This is a genomic window from Moorena producens 3L (assembly GCF_000211815.1).
GTDB classification, from domain to species: Bacteria; Cyanobacteriota; Cyanobacteriia; order Cyanobacteriales; family Coleofasciculaceae; genus Moorena; species Moorena producens.
Genome location: NZ_GL890851.1, coordinates 46,656 through 63,624, shown reverse-complemented (window position 1 = coordinate 63,624; position 16,969 = coordinate 46,656). Strand labels below are relative to the sequence as shown.

Below are 16,969 nucleotides of genomic sequence, written 5' to 3'. Positions count from 1 at the left end.
ACAATCAGTGGGGGCTTGTACCCGGAATTAATTAATTCAAAATTTGTTCTAAACTTGATGCGTAAATTTTTAATTTTTAATTTTTAATTTTTAATTCCCCAAAGGGGTAAAGGATGAATTAGCAATTAACAATTAACAATTAACAATTAACGATTTTCCTGAATACGAAGTGATTAATAAGGTAAGCATTCAGCCGTCAGCCGTGAGCTAAAAGCTCACGCTACTTGAGGTGCCGTGAGCTGACGTAACAGAGATTAAACCAATGGTTAAGCTGTTGTGCATTTAAATTCTACAACACCAAGGCAGAAGGCAGAAGGCAGAAGGCAGAAGGCAGAATGTAAAAGAGTTTCAGTTTTTTTTTCTGATTTAATCAAAGGGAGTTTAAATACGCGACAGCTTACTGGTTTTATTCAAAAGCTGATAGCTGAATGCTGATAGCTGAATGCTTACTTAATAAGACTAGATATTATTCCCCCGACTTATCACGAACGCCTTTAACAATCCGAGAGAGTTCGCTCTTTTCATCGACGGGAATCCGAGTGGGAGAACCACTGATAATTCGTTCGTAATTGCGGAAGGAATCCTTAATTTCTGGTCCATCCTTACTGATAGTGTACTCTCGGATACCTGTATCATGCCAAGAGCCACGCATCTTAAATACATTGATAGCACGGGACATTTCACCACGAATTTCCACATACTGTAGCATTATAATTGTGTCAGTAATTGTAGAAATATGGGAATCGGTAATGGAGTGAGCTCCCATAAATTTATCTGTGGTATTGGTAAAAAATCCAGTTATTTCTTCTTGCTTCGCATAGCCCGTCACACCAATCACAAACTGCCGAAAGGCATTGTTGCTCACTCCCCGTGCTAAAGCAGAAAGAGAGTCGATGGCAATGCGAGAGGGTTTAAATTCAGCAATTTCTGTTTTTATCCGTTGTAAGTGGTCTTCTAACCCCGCTGATTCTGGATAAGAACAAAGAATTTTTAATAAACCCTTTTGTTCCATTTCCTCAAAATTAATGCCCCAAGACGATGCATTACGAGATAGCTGAGCCCGAGATTCTTCGTAAGCAAACAAAATCGCGCGATCACCTTGTATGCAAGCATTTTGGATAAACTTGCTCACTAACAAGGTTTTGCCAGTACCTGTGGCACCCGTTGCCAGGATAATGGAATCCTTAAAGAAACCACCACCACACATAACATCAAGAGTGTTGATTCCGGAAGACACTCTGGCCATGGAAGACCGTTGAGTCAGTCGCATTGCTCCTAAGGGGAAGATATTGATCCCTTGATCCGTAATCGTAAAGGGGTATTCTCCTTTCATATGGGTGGTACCCCGCAGCTTGAGAATTTCTATAGTGCGGCGTCGGCGTTCCCCTTCCAGAACATTACGGACAATGACCACATTATCCGAGACAAACTCTTCCACCCCGAATCTAGCTACTGGTCCATACTCTTCAACTCGCTCTGTAGTCATAATGGTGGTTACGCCAATGCTTTTCAGGCGTGCCACTAGGCGAAAAATTTCTCGACGTACCACAGAAGCAGCATCGTACTGCTGAAATATGGCAGTGATTGAGTCAATGGAAACTCGCTTGGCTTTGTATTTGTGAATGGCGTACTGAATACGCTCGATCAGGGCAGACAGGTCGAAGTTGCCGACAATGTCCTGTCCTTCTGGATCCGGGGAAGCATCCAGAATAAATAGCTTGCCTTCATTAACTAGTTTATTTAGCTCCCAACCAAAGCTTGATGCATTTTTGCTGATATCTGTGGGTGATTCTTCAAATGTAACAAACACACCAGCTTCATCAAAATTGCTAATGCCGTTGTAGAGAAATTGAACGGCTAATAGAGTTTTTCCAGTGCCAGACGTTCCACTGACCAGGGTGGTTCTACCAGATGGTAAACCCCCATGAGAGATTTCATCGAAGCCTTCGATCATTGTCCGTATTTTCTGGACACCGACCGTTGTTACTGAGTTTTGATATAGTTCATTTTGATTAAATTGATTCATATTGGTCTTAAGTAAATGTTCTTAATCAAAAAAAAGTTTAATGGTGTTGCTGACTTGCTAAATCTTGACTATTAATCTAAAATGGTATAAGATATTTAGAAATCCAAATCTCCTTCACGGAGTTCTTCATAGAGCAAATCTAAGCCGATCAAGACTTTTTCTCGATCCGAGAGATCCCCAATGATTTTTCGCACAGGAGGCGGTAAAACTTTTGCCAAGGTTGGTGTTGCCAAAATTTTATCTTCCTCAGCTAGTTGGGGGCTCTTGAGAACATCAATTACTTTGAGAGCGTAAACCCCTTGGAATTCCTGTTCGAGAATAGTTTTCAGTGTTCTCAAAGCCCTGACGGAGTTGGGGGTGTTCCCAGCTACATAAAGCTTGAGAACATAAGTTTTTTTATAGGAACTCATAGGCTCTTAAGTTTAGGAGAAGATGGGTTAAAGGTCAATACAAGGGATCAAGGAACTCAAGGAAACGGTTTTTTAGGAGAGCCTCCCATCAAGCTTACTACTCAATGTTGATCCGATTATGCTGATCTTACAGTTCTCTGGGGATGGAGCGGCGATACATTTCACCTAAGTGAGCAATCACGTCGATTAACGTCAGGCGATAATCCAGCAGTATATCCTCTCTACGCCCTTCCAGCTGCAACTGTTTGGAAAATTCATCCATCAGTTCCATATGAATTTCCACAATCTTAGATATAGAAATATCCGCAAAAAACACTTGTTCTACAAAATGATCGATGTCTTGGTTTAGGGTATCTCCCGGTGCAAAGTACTGTAGAACAATTTGACGATACTGTGATCTTAAGTGTTCTAACAGCTCATCCCTGTCGTTGAGAGATAGATTACGAAAAAAAAGCCGAGGATTTCTCTTGTAGTACACACCAAGGTATCCAAGTCTTTCCCTGAGCTTTTCAGCTAACCGATGCTGCTGCTTACTCAAGAAACTGTAATTAGCTACTGCGAGGTTAGGATAAACTGGGCCAGATGACCTGGGTAAGTTACAGGCGGGAGCTAGGGACAAAAACTCTGTCATCGCCTGTTGGATGAAATCGCCAATCTCAGGTAATTGGTGAATACTAAGTTCGACTTCTGCCGGATGGAACAGATGAGCGCTAGACCTAGCGGTGAATTTATCCGTCGTCTGGTTAGAAGCCAGCTGTTGATTGCTGTCAACCCTAGGGGGGATTTCTGGGGAGTCCGACCGCAAAAATACTGCAGGTAAGGTGGTTCCTTGCAGGTACAAGTAGTGGATCACCTTGGGAAGTGTGTCGGTATCCTGCAATACCAAACAATCAAGATCCTGTTTATGTTGCTCAACCACCTCGAAAAATTCAGATTCGGAGCTAGTAGAGTGTATAATATACTGCTCGCTACCCAAAACCTGAGAAAGGGATTGAGCTAGGGAATCAGAACTGATCAGCGTACATATGGTTAGTTGGGAAAGCAACACAACAGGTCTGGAATAACAAACTGGTTACTCTTACTATATAAGAGTCCTTAAACCAGTAAAATTTTAACATTTTTTTTAACAATGAGCTTAATATAAATTAAATTGAATTGAAACAGTCTGATAATTGAAATTAATTTTGATTTCGCGCCTCACTATATGCCCAGTGTTGAGCAGTATATTGAAAAGTACTTGCTCTTCAAGCATTAGGGGATCGCCCATGCCCTGTTGGGTTTGAGTGAATTCCTTTGTTGCTACTTTAGGAGGATGTGTTGCTACTGTAGGGCTCAACCGCTGTTGAAGCTAGATTGGTTATGTCGATGCCTACTCCCAGTATCCAAAAATTTGCCGAGCTAGTTCCTATTTGTCAAAGGACTTCTGATTTGGCTACTATTCTTGATATTTTTCATGCTTCAAGGCATGACTCGATTGTGGTAGTCAGCGAACAGCAATATCCTGTGGGAGTGGTTAACCTAAGGCAGATCATGCCTCACCTGCTCTCATACGCTAAGGTAGGTAGCTCAGGAGCAACAATGACAACTGGTTTTCTTCACAAACCACTATCTTGGATACAGCCAAACATCATTGAACCCATAACCATCCTACCAGGTAAGCTGAGTCTAAACCAATTCTGGTACTACCTACAAGACCATGGAAGTAGGGAGGGGGGGTTAGGGGAGTTGGGCAGAAACTGGGATAGAGAATTTAACCAATTCCCCATCCCAGATCAGGAACACTGGGCATTAGTAGATGGGGACCAGAAATTTATCGGACTCCTTAACAGTTGCCTGCTGTTAAAATTCTTAGCATCCACATTCACCCAACAACGTTCTGAATCGATAGTAAAGCGTACTCAACCCAAGGGACTGAACCCTAATCCCCTCAGGACTCACCACCCACACTATGGATTAACAGCCAAGAGTTCTTGGGCCAATTCCCTAGGATTATCATCTCGAATCAACTCAGGACTGAAAACTCAGGAAGAAGCCCTAACTTACAGTGCCCAGTTCAAGGGCATGAAACCCTTAGTGCAACTGTTAGAACAACTGCCATTACCCCTAAGCATACAAACCTCGACGGGAAAAGTTTTAGTTGAGAATCTGACCTGGCGTGAGCAGATTGAGACATCATCCGAGGGGACTCCGGGAAATAGTAGCACCACAGGCACTAAGAATACTACCTCTGCTATGAAAAACCCTGGAGCTAGGGAAAAGATACCCTACCGTTCTTCTTACAATCGTCTCTTATCTAATCATGTACCGAGGGAAGTCAGTAAGGAAGGTTTGAAGCAATCGATGGAAGAGCCTAGGACATCGTTAGACTTCCAGTGGCGTCAGCCTGATACCCAGAATTCCCCAACCTTCCATAACCAATCTGCTCCTCGATCTCCAGGACAATGGCCATTATCTGTGGGCAATGTTTGTGACCAGGGAGACAAAACATCTGAACAAGCTGCTGTTGGGCAATACTGTGCTCTTGATACTCCCTATCAAGCAGCAACCACTATTCACGAGCGCGTGCTGCTCTTTTCACCACCAGTCAAGAAAACCGGGGCAAACCATACCCCCTGCCAGGAAACCGCTGCGCCAACTGATCCAACTCTTTCAAACAGCCAGGAGCGGGTATTCTCGTTTGTCAAAATTCCTCTGTCACCTGCTATCGCTGCTCTTTGGGAAGGAGGACTAGAAACTGACAGTTGCGAGCCTAAGGTAGCTTTTAACTATTCCCCATCTCCAATATCTCGGTCTGAGTCACCTAACTCTCAATTGTACCTAGTGTTGGCTCAAGATACCACAGAGCAACGACTCTTTGCCCAAGAACTGGCAGCAAAAAATGCTGATTTAGTGCAACTAAACCGACTCAAAGATGAGTTTTTAGCTTGTATTAGCCATGAACTGAAAACACCTATAACTGCGATTTTGGGTTTGTCAACTTTGTTGAAAGACCAAGCCCTAGGGGAACTCAATCAACGTCAATCCCGTTATGCGCAGTTAATTTATCAGAGTGGGCGTAAGCTAATGACCGTGGTCAACGATATTCTCGATTTGACCCGTATGGAGACTGGTCAACTGAAACTTACCCTCGAACCGGTGCCAATTCGGACTGTATGCGATCGCGCTTATGACCAGGCTCGCTCTGAAATAGACTCAAAACACTCGGAGGACAACAATCGAGATTATCCCACAAAATTCACCCTAGAGATTGAAGCAAGTTTAGAGATGCTGATTGCTGACGAGTTGCGTTTACGGCAAATGTTGGCCCATCTGTTTTCTAATGCCCTTAAGTTTACCGATGGCAGTGGTGAAATTGGTCTGAAGGTCAATTGGTGGCAAGGTTGGATTGCTTTCACGGTCTGGGACACTGGCATTGGTATTCCTGCTGATAAACAGCACTTGATCTTTCAGAAATTCCAACAGCTGGAAAAGCCTCTGACTCGTAGCTTTGAGGGGACGGGTCTGGGATTAGTCTTAACACAACATCTAGCTCACTTGCATGGTGGAGATGTCTCGTTTATTTCCAAGGCAGGGCTCGGTAGTCAGTTTACCTTACTCTTCCCCCCCTGTCCTCCCCACGCTTCATCTGATCAATTGGACAATTGGGATGAGCAACTATCAGAGATTGCCCCTACGGCAAGGTCTCACCCCCCATCTTCGACGCCCAACCGTTTAGTGTTAATTGTGGAAGCTGTACCTCGTTACCTGGAAGGATTGACGGAACAGCTCAAGAGTTTAGGCTATTGGGTGGTGGTTGCCCGCTCTGGTACGGAAGCAATCGAAAAAGCCCGTCGTCTACAACCCTATGCTATTTTACTCAATCCCCTACTACCAAAACTTTCTGGTTGGGATGTCCTAACACTGCTAAAGTCCGATGCCCAAACTAATCACATCCCGGTTTTGGTAACAGCCACCCAGGCCGAAAAACAGCAGGCCACCCACAACAAAGCTGATGGTTTCTTAAGTCTGCCAGTACAAGAGGAAGCATTACGAGAAAACCTGTCTCGGCTGGCTAAAGATGAGAGTAATACCAGTAGTGTGCTAACGATTCTCTATCTCAATCCTGGTGATGGGCGAAAAGGCTATTCTGTAGAGTCCTACCAGAACCCTGACTCGTCTGCACTGACTTATGAGTTAACTTCACTATTGAGTCTAGAAAACTTAGACCTCAATTATCGGGTACTCGAAGCCGATGATTTCGATCAAGCTGAGTTATTGAGCCGGGTTTGGAATCCAGATGTGATTGTATTAAATGGTGCTCGACTGATAAACCCTTTAATCTACTTGAATCAGTTTTCATCATATCCTTGCTTGAGTACTTTACCACTAGTAACCCTGGATCACCAAACTACAGAAGCTGCTAATCAAGTAACTGGTCTTTCGGTCTATCCCTGTTTAGCACCAAATAATCAACAAAAGATGGCTGCCATACTGCAAGTCATTCAAGTGGCAGCTGGAATCAGTTGCAAGCCTACCATTTTAGTGATGGACACGGGGGAGCAGAGGACAAAGTTTAGGGGTAATCCGTTACAGGTTAACAGGTTGAACCTTGAATCCTCTCACTTATCCTACGGGTTGTCAATGGCCGGAAAATCATCAACATCTTGGCTACAGGCACTGATTCAATACTTACAAACTGCTGGTTATTGCAGCTTAGTGGCCTGTTCTTGGGCAGAAGTATACCGTCAAATTCAGGGAAAAAGTGTGGACTTGCTGCTGATTCGATTAACAGATCTCACTAATCCTTCAGAACATTCGAAAGGATTGATAACTCTTGCTCAATTGCCAGAGCGACCACCCATTCTGGTTTTGGATCATCGATTAGAGGCTAAGCAGCACGATCCAGTAATCCAGAGTAGTAACAGTAGTAACTCGAATTCTCAGTTGGAGTTGCTGCTTGAGAAAATTGCTACTCAGATTGTACACTGGCATTCTCAGTCAATGACCCAGTTATTGAAACAGATTAAGCAGCTCATGAACCCAACCCTTTAAAGGGGTGGGATGCAAGTCGGTCATATTGTCCGACACCGTGATTGTCCATCCAGTCTTGGAGACACTTGTTGCGAACAAAGCCAGCCGTGGGGATCATAAAGCCAATGATGCCAAACTGTTTTGTTGAACCTTCCTCTTTTGGATTCAAGTACAAACAACAGCAATTCCTAACTATCTGATCAGTTTATTATACCATAAGGATGCCCTTCGCCCAATTTATAGCGTTGATCGCAGTTATGAGGTACAGTCTTTTTTGACGTTGATTCCCTGTTTTGATGCAGCGCATTCCTATTCCCTATTCCCTATTCCCTATTCCCTCTTCCCTCTTCTCTCTTCAGGTGATCCGCTGTTCCGGTGATCCGCTGTTCCCTAAAATCCCGAAATTTTGTACCTCATAGCTATGATAATTGCTATATTGGTTGGTTGCAATTGATCCCACGGCAAATCAACGATTATGGCGTGAGCCTTCTTTCGAAATTCAAGCTAATATGGAGAAGACACCTCCTATCCAGCCAAAGTTATTTGGATTTATCTCACGTTTACCTTAGCATTTATATTTAATCATAGTTAATATTTGTGGCTAATTAATATCGTAATGTTTAATGAGTTTTACTAAAAATAATTAAACGAAAAACAGGACAAGGTTAAAACGTAATAACAAGCATAAAAATAAATATGAAAACGGCAAACCAACAAACTGGTTACGGTTAACAAAAGGATGATTAAATAGTAAGATTACCAAAAATAAGTGCCAACAATAGTATTGCTTATGGTTAATGAATGGAGCGGTCGCTTAATCTGAGTTGCTAGAAAGTATTTACGTTAATTTAAATAGTAAGTAAGAGTAAGTAAGTTTTTTAAAGGAGGTAGACCATGAAACGTCTTGTGGTATGTTGTGATGGAACATGGCAAGAGTTATCAAGTACTTACCCAAGCAATGTGGTTAAGATTTCTCAGGCAGTTAAAGCATTGGGTAGTCACGGAGTTCTACAAATCGTATTCTACGATGAGGGAATTGGCACAGAAGACTCTCTGAAGAGCAAGCTTTTCGGTGGCGCTTTTGGCAGAGGGATTGATACCAATATCCAGGATGCTTATCGCTTTCTTTGCCTGAACTACATCCCTGGTGACGAAATCTACCTATTCGGTTTCAGCCGTGGGGCTTATACAGTGCGCAGTCTAGCTGGAATGATTTATAAATCAGGCTTGCTATCCCGCTCCGAGATCCGTAAAGCTCCGGAAGCCTACGAAATGTACCGCTCTCGGGATATCAAGCCCAATCACCAACAAATGGTAGAATTCCGCAAAAAATACGGAGAAAGTGTCCCCATTACCTTGCTTGGCTGCTGGGACACGGTTGGTTCCCTTGGTATCCCTAATTTATCCCCCTTTTTGTGGTTTGACAAAAGGTTTAACAAGAGGTACAGATTCCACGATACCTCTTTGAGTCCGATTATTGAGCATGGGTTGCACGCTGTATCCATTGATGAGCAGCGCAAAGTCTTTGACGTGACGCCAATGGACAAAAGCCACCTTTCCCAGACCCAGGTTGTTCGTGAAGTATGGTTTCCAGGGGTTCACGGCTCCGTCGGTGGTGGCTCCCAGGAGCAGAGCGGCTTGTCCGACGGCGCACTGCAGTGGATGATGGACTCAATCGGCAAGATCGGTCTTGGTCTTGAGTTTGACCCAAGGGCAATTCCTACTGGTATCAACCTTGATTATGATATTGATTTCAACAATGCTCTGGGTCTATTCAAGTTCACAGGGCGCAAGCTACGGGAGATTTCGGATAACTTTGATGACCTTCACCAGAGTGTAATAGAACGCTGGATGAAGCGGCCTGATTATCGACCGAGGAATCTGGCTGACAAGCACGGCCCCAGACTAAATCAACTATTACAACTTAAGCAACAGAAGTAAAATAATGATGTCAATTTTGGTTTACTAGTCAACAGCTAATAATTAGTAATTTGTTATTTGAATAAAATTGTGAAGTATGAAGTATGAAGTGTGAAGTGTGAAGTGTGACAACTAAACTTTTAGTTTTTAATTTTAGATTTATCAACAAAAACTTGTTTGGAAACGCGAATGAGTTTATAGGGACCAAGACTAGCTAAGGTAGTATATTGCTCAGGTTTTAGCTTGGCTTTCTTTAGCCTTTTCTTCCTAGCTAACATCAAAACGGAGGGAGGTGAAGGCTGAGTCACTGCTATTTCTTTCATGTAATTTCGTGCTTTTTTACCTTTGCTCATGTAGGTGACGGGTTGCTGGGTGTAAAAAACCACACTGGGTTTTTTGAAACCAATCATAATCAATTCTTCTGACGATTGCTTTTCTTGAACAGCAATGGCAGATAATTGCCGTAGGGGTAATTGACGCACTTGATCCACTAACAAGAAAGTAGGGGTCAACACGAAAATAAGAAAGGCTAAAAATCCCACTAGGTTGACTATCCATAGCCCAAACAACCAACGTCGCCAGAGCAACAGTGCTGCTACAATAGCAGTTATACTCCAAATAATACCTCCCCTCACCATTAAGCCGGATTCTTGCAACTGCTCCGGTAAGTCTGGTGCTGCTGGTCCACTACCGATATATTCGGGAGCCAAAAAAATGGCAGTGGCAAGGGCAATTAACAACAAGAGGTTAAATAGGCTACTGAGTAGCATGGATCGGGAAAGGGGCACACGGGCAGACCAGGAAAGGGTACTAGTATGGGTGAGTTGGTCACTCCACAATAAAGCCAAAAGAATGGCGGCAGCTGGAATTAGGGGTAGCACATAGCTGGGTAGTTTAGTGGCAGCAATGGTAAAAAAGCCGAAAATCCCTACAAACCAGAACAGAGCAAATAAACCCAAATGAGTAGAACGGGGTGAGTTACTCCACCGCACCCGCCGCCAAAATTTTAGTCGTGCGATCGCAAACGGCAAGTAGCTCGACCAAGGGGCAAAAGCTACTAGTACTACTGGAAAATAAAAATACCAAGGCCCAGCGTGGCGGTTAACGGTGCGAGTAAAGCGTTGAATATTGTGATATCCAAAAAACGAGTCGATATAGGCTTGCCCATTGGCTAGGGTTACTAATAGATACCAAGGTAGTGTCAGAGCCAAAATAATCACAATGCCTCTAAATAAGCACATTTCCTGCAATACTTCCCTGCCATTGCCCAGGTAAAGCAGAAAACCACCAATAATTAGTGTGGGTAGAACGATACCGACTGGTCCTTTGGTAAGGATAGCTAGAGCAATGAGCACATAACAGGCTAGGTACCAACGGCAAGGGTATTTGTGAGGGGGTGAGGGGCTTTTAGCAACAGTTTTTTCGCTGCTTCCGAGCTCCTGTGCTCCTGTGTTCCTATGGTTTCGATGGGCATACCCTAGAAAAAAACTTAGTAATGCACCCCCGACACAGGCGCTGAGTAGCATATCTGATACACCGGTTCTTGCCCAGATAATGGTTTGAAGATTCACTGCCATCAGGGTTGAACCAATCCAGGCACAGATCCACAACTGGCGCTGGCGATAGGAAGAGTTGATTTTGCTATCCCTGTGCTGACTTGACTCTACATCAGGGGTAAAGGCAGCAGGACGGGAAATCCCATAATATCGTAGGGTGTAAAAGGCTAATCCAGTTAATGCGATCGCACTCAAGGCTGACGGCAGTCTTACTGCCCATTCATTCACCCCAATCAACCGGTAACCAATTGCCATCAACCAGTAGATTAGGGGGGGTTTATCAAAGCGAGTCTCACCATTGAAATAAGGGGTAATCCAGTCACCTGTCACCGTCATCTGGCGAGCGGCCTCAGCAAACAAGGGTTCAGTTTCATCTACTAAACCGATGTTGCCCAAATTCCACAAAAAAGCTAGCCAGCTGATCAGGAGTAACCACAGAATAGAAAGTGTCCAGATGGTGGTGGGATGCTGTTGCCAAGATTGCCACCAATTTTTAAACCTATTAGCTAATGTAAACTTCATCAATGGGCTAGGGTGTGATTGAGGTCTAGCAGGCTATCATTATTCCAAAAACGGATAGCATGGTCTACACGTGTGTTATTCTTATTTCAACGAGTGTAGTAGATGCAGAATACCCGTCTTAATAATTTAGTTGATTTTTTATGGACGCGGCTGGGGCTATGGTTTGCTAATCCCTGGCGACGCCTGTCGATGGTCCTGATTAGCTTTCTGTTTGGCTTCTTGGTAGGACAAGCCCTGTGTACTACAGCAGGAACTGGCCAGGAATGGATACTATCTGGGATGTTGATTGTTTTTACAGAAGCAGTTAACCGGTTGATTTATAGCGGTAAATTTCCAAAAGGCCAATTAAATCAAACCGTTGACCGGGTTTCATGGTTGGCAGATGTAGTCAATGCTTTTAAAATTGGTCTGGTATACAGTATGTATTTAGAAGCCTTCAAGCTTGGCTCTTAAAATAGTAATCAGTTACTAATGAGTTAGTAATCACTGCTGAGTAATTACTGCTGAATCCTAACAAGGGAGACGTCTGATGCAACTACTGACCGAGAAACGATAAATGACAAGTGACACCAAGAGCGTTGGTCAAATTCTCGAGCAGTGGGTATCAGGAAAAACACCCAATCCCCTTGAATCTCAGCAACTCTTGGCTGAGGAACTGGCTGATCACCTAAAGGCAAAGGCGTTTGGCATCACAGAGGATAATGGTGAACAGGTAATCCAAGCGCGATCGCATTTGTTTGAGATAGTCTACCCAGATATTCTCCGTCTACCGTATTTTGAAACTACTCCTGAAACACAGCAAAAGACTCTCTTATGCCTCTGGAACCTCTGGCTTCCTTTAGCCATGGAGTTGGTATCCTGTCGTAAACAGCTGGGACGTCCTTTGATTCAGGGCATATTAGGAGGGCAGGGCACCGGGAAAACCACTCTAGCGGCAGTCTTAAGTGTGATTCTCCACAAATTAGGCGATGGACTTCGTCCCGCTTTCAGCGAACGCACTCTCAGCCTGTCTATCGATGACCTCTACAAAACCTACAAGGAGCGACAACAGCTTCAAGAACAAGACCGCAGGCTGATCTGGCGTGGTCCCCCTGGAACTCATGATGTTGAGCTGGGTTTACAGCTATTAGACCAATTACGATCCCCTTCCCCTACGCCACAAATCCTCGTGCCTCGGTTTGATAAATCAGCTTTTGGGGGGGCTGGAGACCGAATCACTCCAGAGGTGGTCGAAAGTATTGATATTGTATTGTTTGAAGGGTGGTTTGTTGGGGTTCGACCCATTGAGCCAGAAGCGTTTGATGGCTCTGTTCCAGAACCGATTCATACCTTGGAAGACCGAGAGTTTGCTCGGGATATGAATCAGCAACTGAGGCTTTATGTACCCCTGTGGGAACGATTAGACCGATTGATGGTACTCTACCCTACTGACTACCGCCTCAGTCAGCAATGGCGACTACAGGCAGAGAAACAGATGATTGCTCAGGGTAAGTCAGGGATGGAAGATTCACAAATTAGAGATTTTGTCAACTATTTTTGGAAAGCTCTCCATCCAGAATTATTTATTACACCCCTGACTCGAAACCCAAATCTAGTAGACTTGGTGGTTGAAATTAATCCTGACCACACACCTGGTGTGATTTATTCACCAGGGGATGCTGATTAGGATAAAATCAACGTAAGCATATGCGCGTAGCGCACGCTGCTTGAGGTGCTATCAGCCCTTAGGCGTCAGCTAATCAACGGGAGGTAGTAAACAAGCACCGGGATTGCTGGTACGGCTGGTTGAAAATCCCTGCTCGTTTGACTGATCTGACCCCATGCACTTCTCGTGCCAGAGTAATATAGAGGCAATAGTCAACATCGCTTGATAATTGATGGCATATTTCTCATAACGAGTTGCGATTCGTCGATTTTGCTTGAGGCGATTAATAAGTCGTTCGACTCGATTTCGTTCTCGTTTGCAGACCCCGATTGAAGCGTTCTCGTTTTTTCTCATTGCTTTTCGGGGGGAATAATAGGGGTTGCTCCCTGAAAACGCAGTTTTTCTCTAATTGCTTGACTACTGTAAGCTTTATCACCTAAAAAGTAGCGAAATCGACTTTTTGGTCTTCGAAGTCCAATTCCTTTGACTTTTCCTCCAGTCAGTAAGTCATCAAAAGCAATGGTGTCATGACTACAAGCTGATGTTAGGACAAAAACCATTGGTTTTCCAAACCCTTCAGCTCGCTTTGTGGACTTTTGTAGAGAAACCTCCAAGTGCTACGCCGCTTAGCTTGGTTTTGTTGCCCTCTTTTGCGACCGCCGCATGTTGATGTGCTCTGACTACGGTACTGTCGGCAAAATGGACTTCCCAATCAATCAGCCCAACGGCTACAGCTTTTTGTTGAAGACCTGCCCAAATTTGATCCCAAATACCAGGTTTTCGCCATCGGTAGAACCGACTGGAGACTGTACTGTGAATTCCGTAATCCGGAGGTAAATCTCTCCAGGGTGCGCCTGTTCTCAAGATCGGTGATAATCCCATTAATGATGGAACGATTGTCATGTGCTGGTTTTCCAGTCCGGAGACGAAACCTTAGATAGGGTCGCCTTTATGGGCGACAGGCTATGGGTAAAAGGGTTAAAACTTATTGATTAAGGCGACCCTATCTTACGGTAACTTCGTTCCCAAGCTTTTTGAGGTGGTAATAAGGGCGCTTTGCTTTTCCCACTGTTCGTCGGTTAACTCGCCTCTGTTAGCAATCTCCATTCGTTTTTGTGCTACTTCCGTGCGTCTTTTTACCAAAAATTTTGGGTAATCGCGCCCCGTCCTTATAGGAGACGCGCGCCTCAGAGTTAAGAAGCATTTATTGGGAGCAGGCTATGAGCAAAAGGGTTAAAACTTATTAATTAAGGCTTCTTAACTCTTACGGTAACTTCTAGAGACGGCTTTCTTTTTAAGTGAAAACTTGACAGTTTTCGCACTGCGTGTTATTAAAAATCTCAACAAGAAACCAAAAACTAGATAAATACTATCTAATGATAAGTAGACAACGTAAAAAATATGTATCAGATACATATTGCGTAATTTGGTAAGCACGACTTAAGCGATGCAGAGGTGCGACCCGTGGCGAATTTAATTACGGGTCAAGCGCACCATTACGGTCTTGGGGAGGCAGCGCGGTCTTGGGGGTCTCCCCGGAGACGAAACCTGATTACGTTGAGCCTTTATGGTTGGTAGGTTATGCAAAAAAGGGTTAAAACTTATTGATTAAGGCGAGCCTGTCTTACGGTAACTTCAAACCATGAGCGACTGCCGTGGTTTCCCCCACTCGCGCTTTGCATCAAGACAACGTCTATGAAAAAAAATTAGATAAAAAAAGTATCTATCTATATGTAAAAAAAAGGTAAGGTACGGTGGGGCATACTGGAACCTGGATCGTTGATCCGTTCGCGTAGCGTCGGCTTGGCCGTAGGCCACGCCAAAGGCGAACGCCGATACCCTTGCGGAGAATCGACCTCTACTCTTCCTGACTCCGGCAAGGTTCACGCAAGTTGGCTCTATGAAACAAGAATCCCCGTCCATAAGCGGGCGGGGAGTGTCAATTAGCATACAACAGTTTGCAGACACGCCCTAGATATAAAGCCAGCTTGGGCTATATTTGGGCTTGATTTTGGCTAAAGTACCATTAGTTGAAATCATGTTTTTTCTGACTGCTATAGATAAAAATAAATCTTTTAACTGTTGATCTAAGAAAGATTTATGGTCAAGTTGAGCAAAACGTTTGCTTAGGGTCGGGCTTTGCCCAAATTCCCTTCCTTATGCTCGCGTTCGCTTTTAGCGGCTCCAAAGGAGCATCGCAAATCTCTCTAACCTAAATTATTGGGTTTGCAGACACGCCCTAGAGAAATACAGCGGTTTGCACTTCAATTAGGTACAAATTTATGGGTTTTTAGGGAGCAGGGACTTCGGAGCAGGGACTTCGGAGCAGGGACTTCGGAAGAGGAAAGAAGGAGAAAATCCTGTGTACTTGATAGTTAAGCTGTTGCGCATTTAAACTGTGATAACAGCATTGCCTTTGTTTTTTATTTTTCGTACCCATTTTATAATTAACCCTCCTTCATTTAAAAGATGATTTAACAAACATTCTAATTCTTCAATTGATTTGAAAACTCGATTGGCAATATATTCTTTTGCTGAATGCCAAACCAATTCAATTAAGTTATAATCAGGACTATACTCGGGAAGATATTCTAAATAAATATTCGGCATATCTTCTTCTATTTTATGAATATATTCGGCTTTTTTGTGAAAACTAGCATTGTCTAAAATAATGACGATTTTCGGTCCTTTATTAGCAAAGTCTTCTAGTTGATTACCCGCTTCCATCCATTCATTTTCTAGCTCTTTATAAAAGGTTTTTAAAACTTCATAAAAAGTTTGACTATTGCTTTTTTTGAGGAAATCTACAAATCTTTTTTTATCTGAATATCGCAAAGCTCCCATCACATTAACTCTCCCTTGCCTTTCGGGCAAAGCCCGACGCTGCGCGAACGGTCTCCTCTAACTTTTTTTCGCTTTCCTCTTTTACACCAGTTTTTTCTTCTGATGACTCTCAAACTAAATCCGCTTTCATCCCAAAACCATACCTGAAGACGCTCTGGGCTTTCTTTTTCTATTTTTAAATACTCATCTAGTTTCTTTTTAAATGCTTCCCTTTTTTTAGGGTCTTTTTTAGAATCTAAGCTATACTTTGACCAAAGGTAAACATATTTTTTCTTGACTAGTATCCTACGAACTTGAGACCCACTTAACTTGATGCCTGTTGTATCTTCTAAATGAACGGCTAATTTTTGAGCTGTCCATCGACCAAATTCATATCCTAATTCTTCGGGTTCTTTTTCGACTAATTCTAATAATACTTCTATATATTGTTTTGTTGCTTTTTGGTGATTGCCTTTCATTCTTTTATCTTTAAGACTCTCTAAGTCATCTGGATCTCCGTGGACACACCAATAACAGACTGTGTTCTTTGAACAACCCAAAACTTCAGCAATTTCTAACTGTGTTTTTCCACTATTCAACAACAGCAAAATTAAAATACGTTCTCTAATATTTCCATTTTCTTCTATTTTTAAGGCTTTTTGAAGTATTGTTTTTTGCTCTTGTGTCAGATAATTTTTTGCTGGCATATTTCCTATTATTGGGTTATTTATTAATTTTTATTATACCAATTTAAATGCCGAACAGCTTATGCAAACCGCCGTATGTAAAAAATCAAAATACGCCTGATTCACAATTCCGCTTCGCTCCAATGCCCAAGATATCCTTCCCAGAGACGAAACCGATAGTAGTGGTCGCCTTTATGGTTAAAGATGAAACCTTAGACAGGCTCGCCTTTATGGTCGGCAGGTTATGAATAAAAAGGTTAAAAATTGTGTAATAAGGCGAGCCTGTCTTACGGTAACTCCCAAGGCAGGCTATGCAGAAAAAGGTTAAAACTTGAGGCGCGACCCCGTAATTTAATTCTTCAAGGGGAAAG

General features: G+C 43.2%; 11 protein-coding genes and 1 pseudogene. 4 read left to right on the top strand and 8 right to left on the bottom strand.

Annotated elements, in window-relative coordinates:
- Positions 1 to 466: 466 nt before the first annotated feature.
- The 3 genes from kaiC to LYNGBM3L_RS10800 all read right to left on the bottom strand — a co-directional run bounded on the left by kaiC (position 467) and on the right by LYNGBM3L_RS10800 (position 3,484).
- Entirely contained in the window at positions 467 to 2,026 is a 1,560-nt protein-coding gene (gene kaiC, locus LYNGBM3L_RS10810; protein WP_008182354.1) for a circadian clock protein KaiC, read from the bottom strand.
- Between the two features lie 95 nt (positions 2,027 to 2,121).
- On the bottom strand, positions 2,122 to 2,436 hold the full coding sequence (gene kaiB / locus LYNGBM3L_RS10805) for a circadian clock protein KaiB (protein WP_008182352.1): 315 nt from the start codon (positions 2,434 to 2,436) through the stop codon (positions 2,122 to 2,124).
- A 127-nt stretch (positions 2,437 to 2,563) separates the two neighbouring features.
- Positions 2,564 to 3,484: a circadian clock protein KaiA gene (locus tag LYNGBM3L_RS10800; RefSeq protein WP_008182350.1), complete on the bottom strand. Its 921-nt coding sequence runs from the start codon at positions 3,482 to 3,484 to the stop codon at positions 2,564 to 2,566.
- A gap of 317 nt (positions 3,485 to 3,801) precedes the next feature.
- Between LYNGBM3L_RS10800 and LYNGBM3L_RS10795 the strand changes: the two genes are divergently transcribed.
- Positions 3,802 to 7,467 carry an ATP-binding protein gene (locus LYNGBM3L_RS10795; RefSeq protein ID WP_008182345.1) on the top strand — a complete coding sequence of 1,222 codons (3,666 nt, stop codon included), beginning with the start codon at positions 3,802 to 3,804 and terminating at the stop codon, positions 7,465 to 7,467.
- 873 nt (positions 7,468 to 8,340) lie between these two features.
- Positions 8,341 to 9,387: a T6SS phospholipase effector Tle1-like catalytic domain-containing protein gene (locus tag LYNGBM3L_RS10790; protein WP_008182343.1), complete on the top strand. Its 1,047-nt coding sequence runs from the start codon at positions 8,341 to 8,343 to the stop codon at positions 9,385 to 9,387.
- 119 nt (positions 9,388 to 9,506) lie between these two features.
- On the opposite strand, the gene LYNGBM3L_RS10785 is transcribed toward LYNGBM3L_RS10790, so the two are convergent.
- On the bottom strand, positions 9,507 to 11,444 hold the full coding sequence (locus LYNGBM3L_RS10785; protein WP_008182340.1) for an ArnT family glycosyltransferase: 1,938 nt from the start codon (positions 11,442 to 11,444) through the stop codon (positions 9,507 to 9,509).
- A 102-nt stretch (positions 11,445 to 11,546) separates the two neighbouring features.
- Here LYNGBM3L_RS10785 and LYNGBM3L_RS10780 point away from each other — a divergent pair, with 102 nt between their 5' ends.
- Together LYNGBM3L_RS10780 and LYNGBM3L_RS10775 are read left to right on the top strand one after the other, a co-directional pair.
- Positions 11,547 to 11,897 (top strand): DUF565 domain-containing protein, encoded by a 351-nt coding sequence (locus tag LYNGBM3L_RS10780; RefSeq protein WP_008182338.1) that lies wholly within the window; start codon positions 11,547 to 11,549, stop codon positions 11,895 to 11,897.
- A 103-nt stretch (positions 11,898 to 12,000) separates the two neighbouring features.
- Complete coding sequence (locus LYNGBM3L_RS10775) at positions 12,001 to 13,110, top strand: hypothetical protein (RefSeq protein ID WP_008182336.1); 1,110 nt, start codon at positions 12,001 to 12,003, stop codon at positions 13,108 to 13,110.
- A gap of 69 nt (positions 13,111 to 13,179) precedes the next feature.
- Here the strand turns inward: LYNGBM3L_RS10775 and LYNGBM3L_RS40335 are convergent, their stop codons facing one another.
- From LYNGBM3L_RS40335 to LYNGBM3L_RS38180, 4 genes and pseudogenes are all read right to left on the bottom strand, one after another.
- Complete coding sequence (locus tag LYNGBM3L_RS40335; protein WP_008182334.1) at positions 13,180 to 13,443, bottom strand: transposase; 264 nt, start codon at positions 13,441 to 13,443, stop codon at positions 13,180 to 13,182.
- Positions 13,440 to 13,649, bottom strand: a complete 210-nt coding sequence (locus LYNGBM3L_RS40330) for a transposase (RefSeq protein WP_008182333.1) — start codon at positions 13,647 to 13,649, stop codon at positions 13,440 to 13,442. The genes LYNGBM3L_RS40335 and LYNGBM3L_RS40330 overlap by 4 nt, the downstream gene beginning before the upstream one ends.
- Positions 13,650 to 13,665: 16 nt before the next feature.
- Positions 13,666 to 13,992, bottom strand: a complete 327-nt coding sequence (locus LYNGBM3L_RS10765) for a transposase (protein WP_081431951.1) — start codon at positions 13,990 to 13,992, stop codon at positions 13,666 to 13,668.
- A gap of 1,488 nt (positions 13,993 to 15,480) precedes the next feature.
- Positions 15,481 to 16,619: pseudogene (locus LYNGBM3L_RS38180) on the bottom strand (IS630 family transposase).
- Between the last annotated feature and the right edge of the window lie 350 nt (positions 16,620 to 16,969).

Bases quoted from the DNA above. Each gene is read 5' to 3' on its own strand.
- kaiC (WP_008182354.1), bottom strand. From the start codon at position 2,026: ATGAATCAATTTAATCAAAATGAACTATATCAAAACTCAGTAACAACG.
- kaiB (WP_008182352.1), bottom strand. From the start codon at position 2,436: ATGAGTTCCTATAAAAAAACTTATGTTCTCAAGCTTTATGTAGCTGGG.
- LYNGBM3L_RS10795 (WP_008182345.1), top strand. From the start codon at position 3,802: ATGCCTACTCCCAGTATCCAAAAATTTGCCGAGCTAGTTCCTATTTGT.
- LYNGBM3L_RS10790 (WP_008182343.1), top strand. From the start codon at position 8,341: ATGAAACGTCTTGTGGTATGTTGTGATGGAACATGGCAAGAGTTATCA.
- LYNGBM3L_RS10785 (WP_008182340.1), bottom strand. From the start codon at position 11,444: ATGAAGTTTACATTAGCTAATAGGTTTAAAAATTGGTGGCAATCTTGG.
- LYNGBM3L_RS10780 (WP_008182338.1), top strand. From the start codon at position 11,547: ATGCAGAATACCCGTCTTAATAATTTAGTTGATTTTTTATGGACGCGG.
- LYNGBM3L_RS10775 (WP_008182336.1), top strand. From the start codon at position 12,001: ATGACAAGTGACACCAAGAGCGTTGGTCAAATTCTCGAGCAGTGGGTA.
- LYNGBM3L_RS40335 (WP_008182334.1), bottom strand. From the start codon at position 13,443: ATGAGAAAAAACGAGAACGCTTCAATCGGGGTCTGCAAACGAGAACGA.
- LYNGBM3L_RS40330 (WP_008182333.1), bottom strand. From the start codon at position 13,649: ATGGTTTTTGTCCTAACATCAGCTTGTAGTCATGACACCATTGCTTTT.
- LYNGBM3L_RS10765 (WP_081431951.1), bottom strand. From the start codon at position 13,992: ATGACAATCGTTCCATCATTAATGGGATTATCACCGATCTTGAGAACA.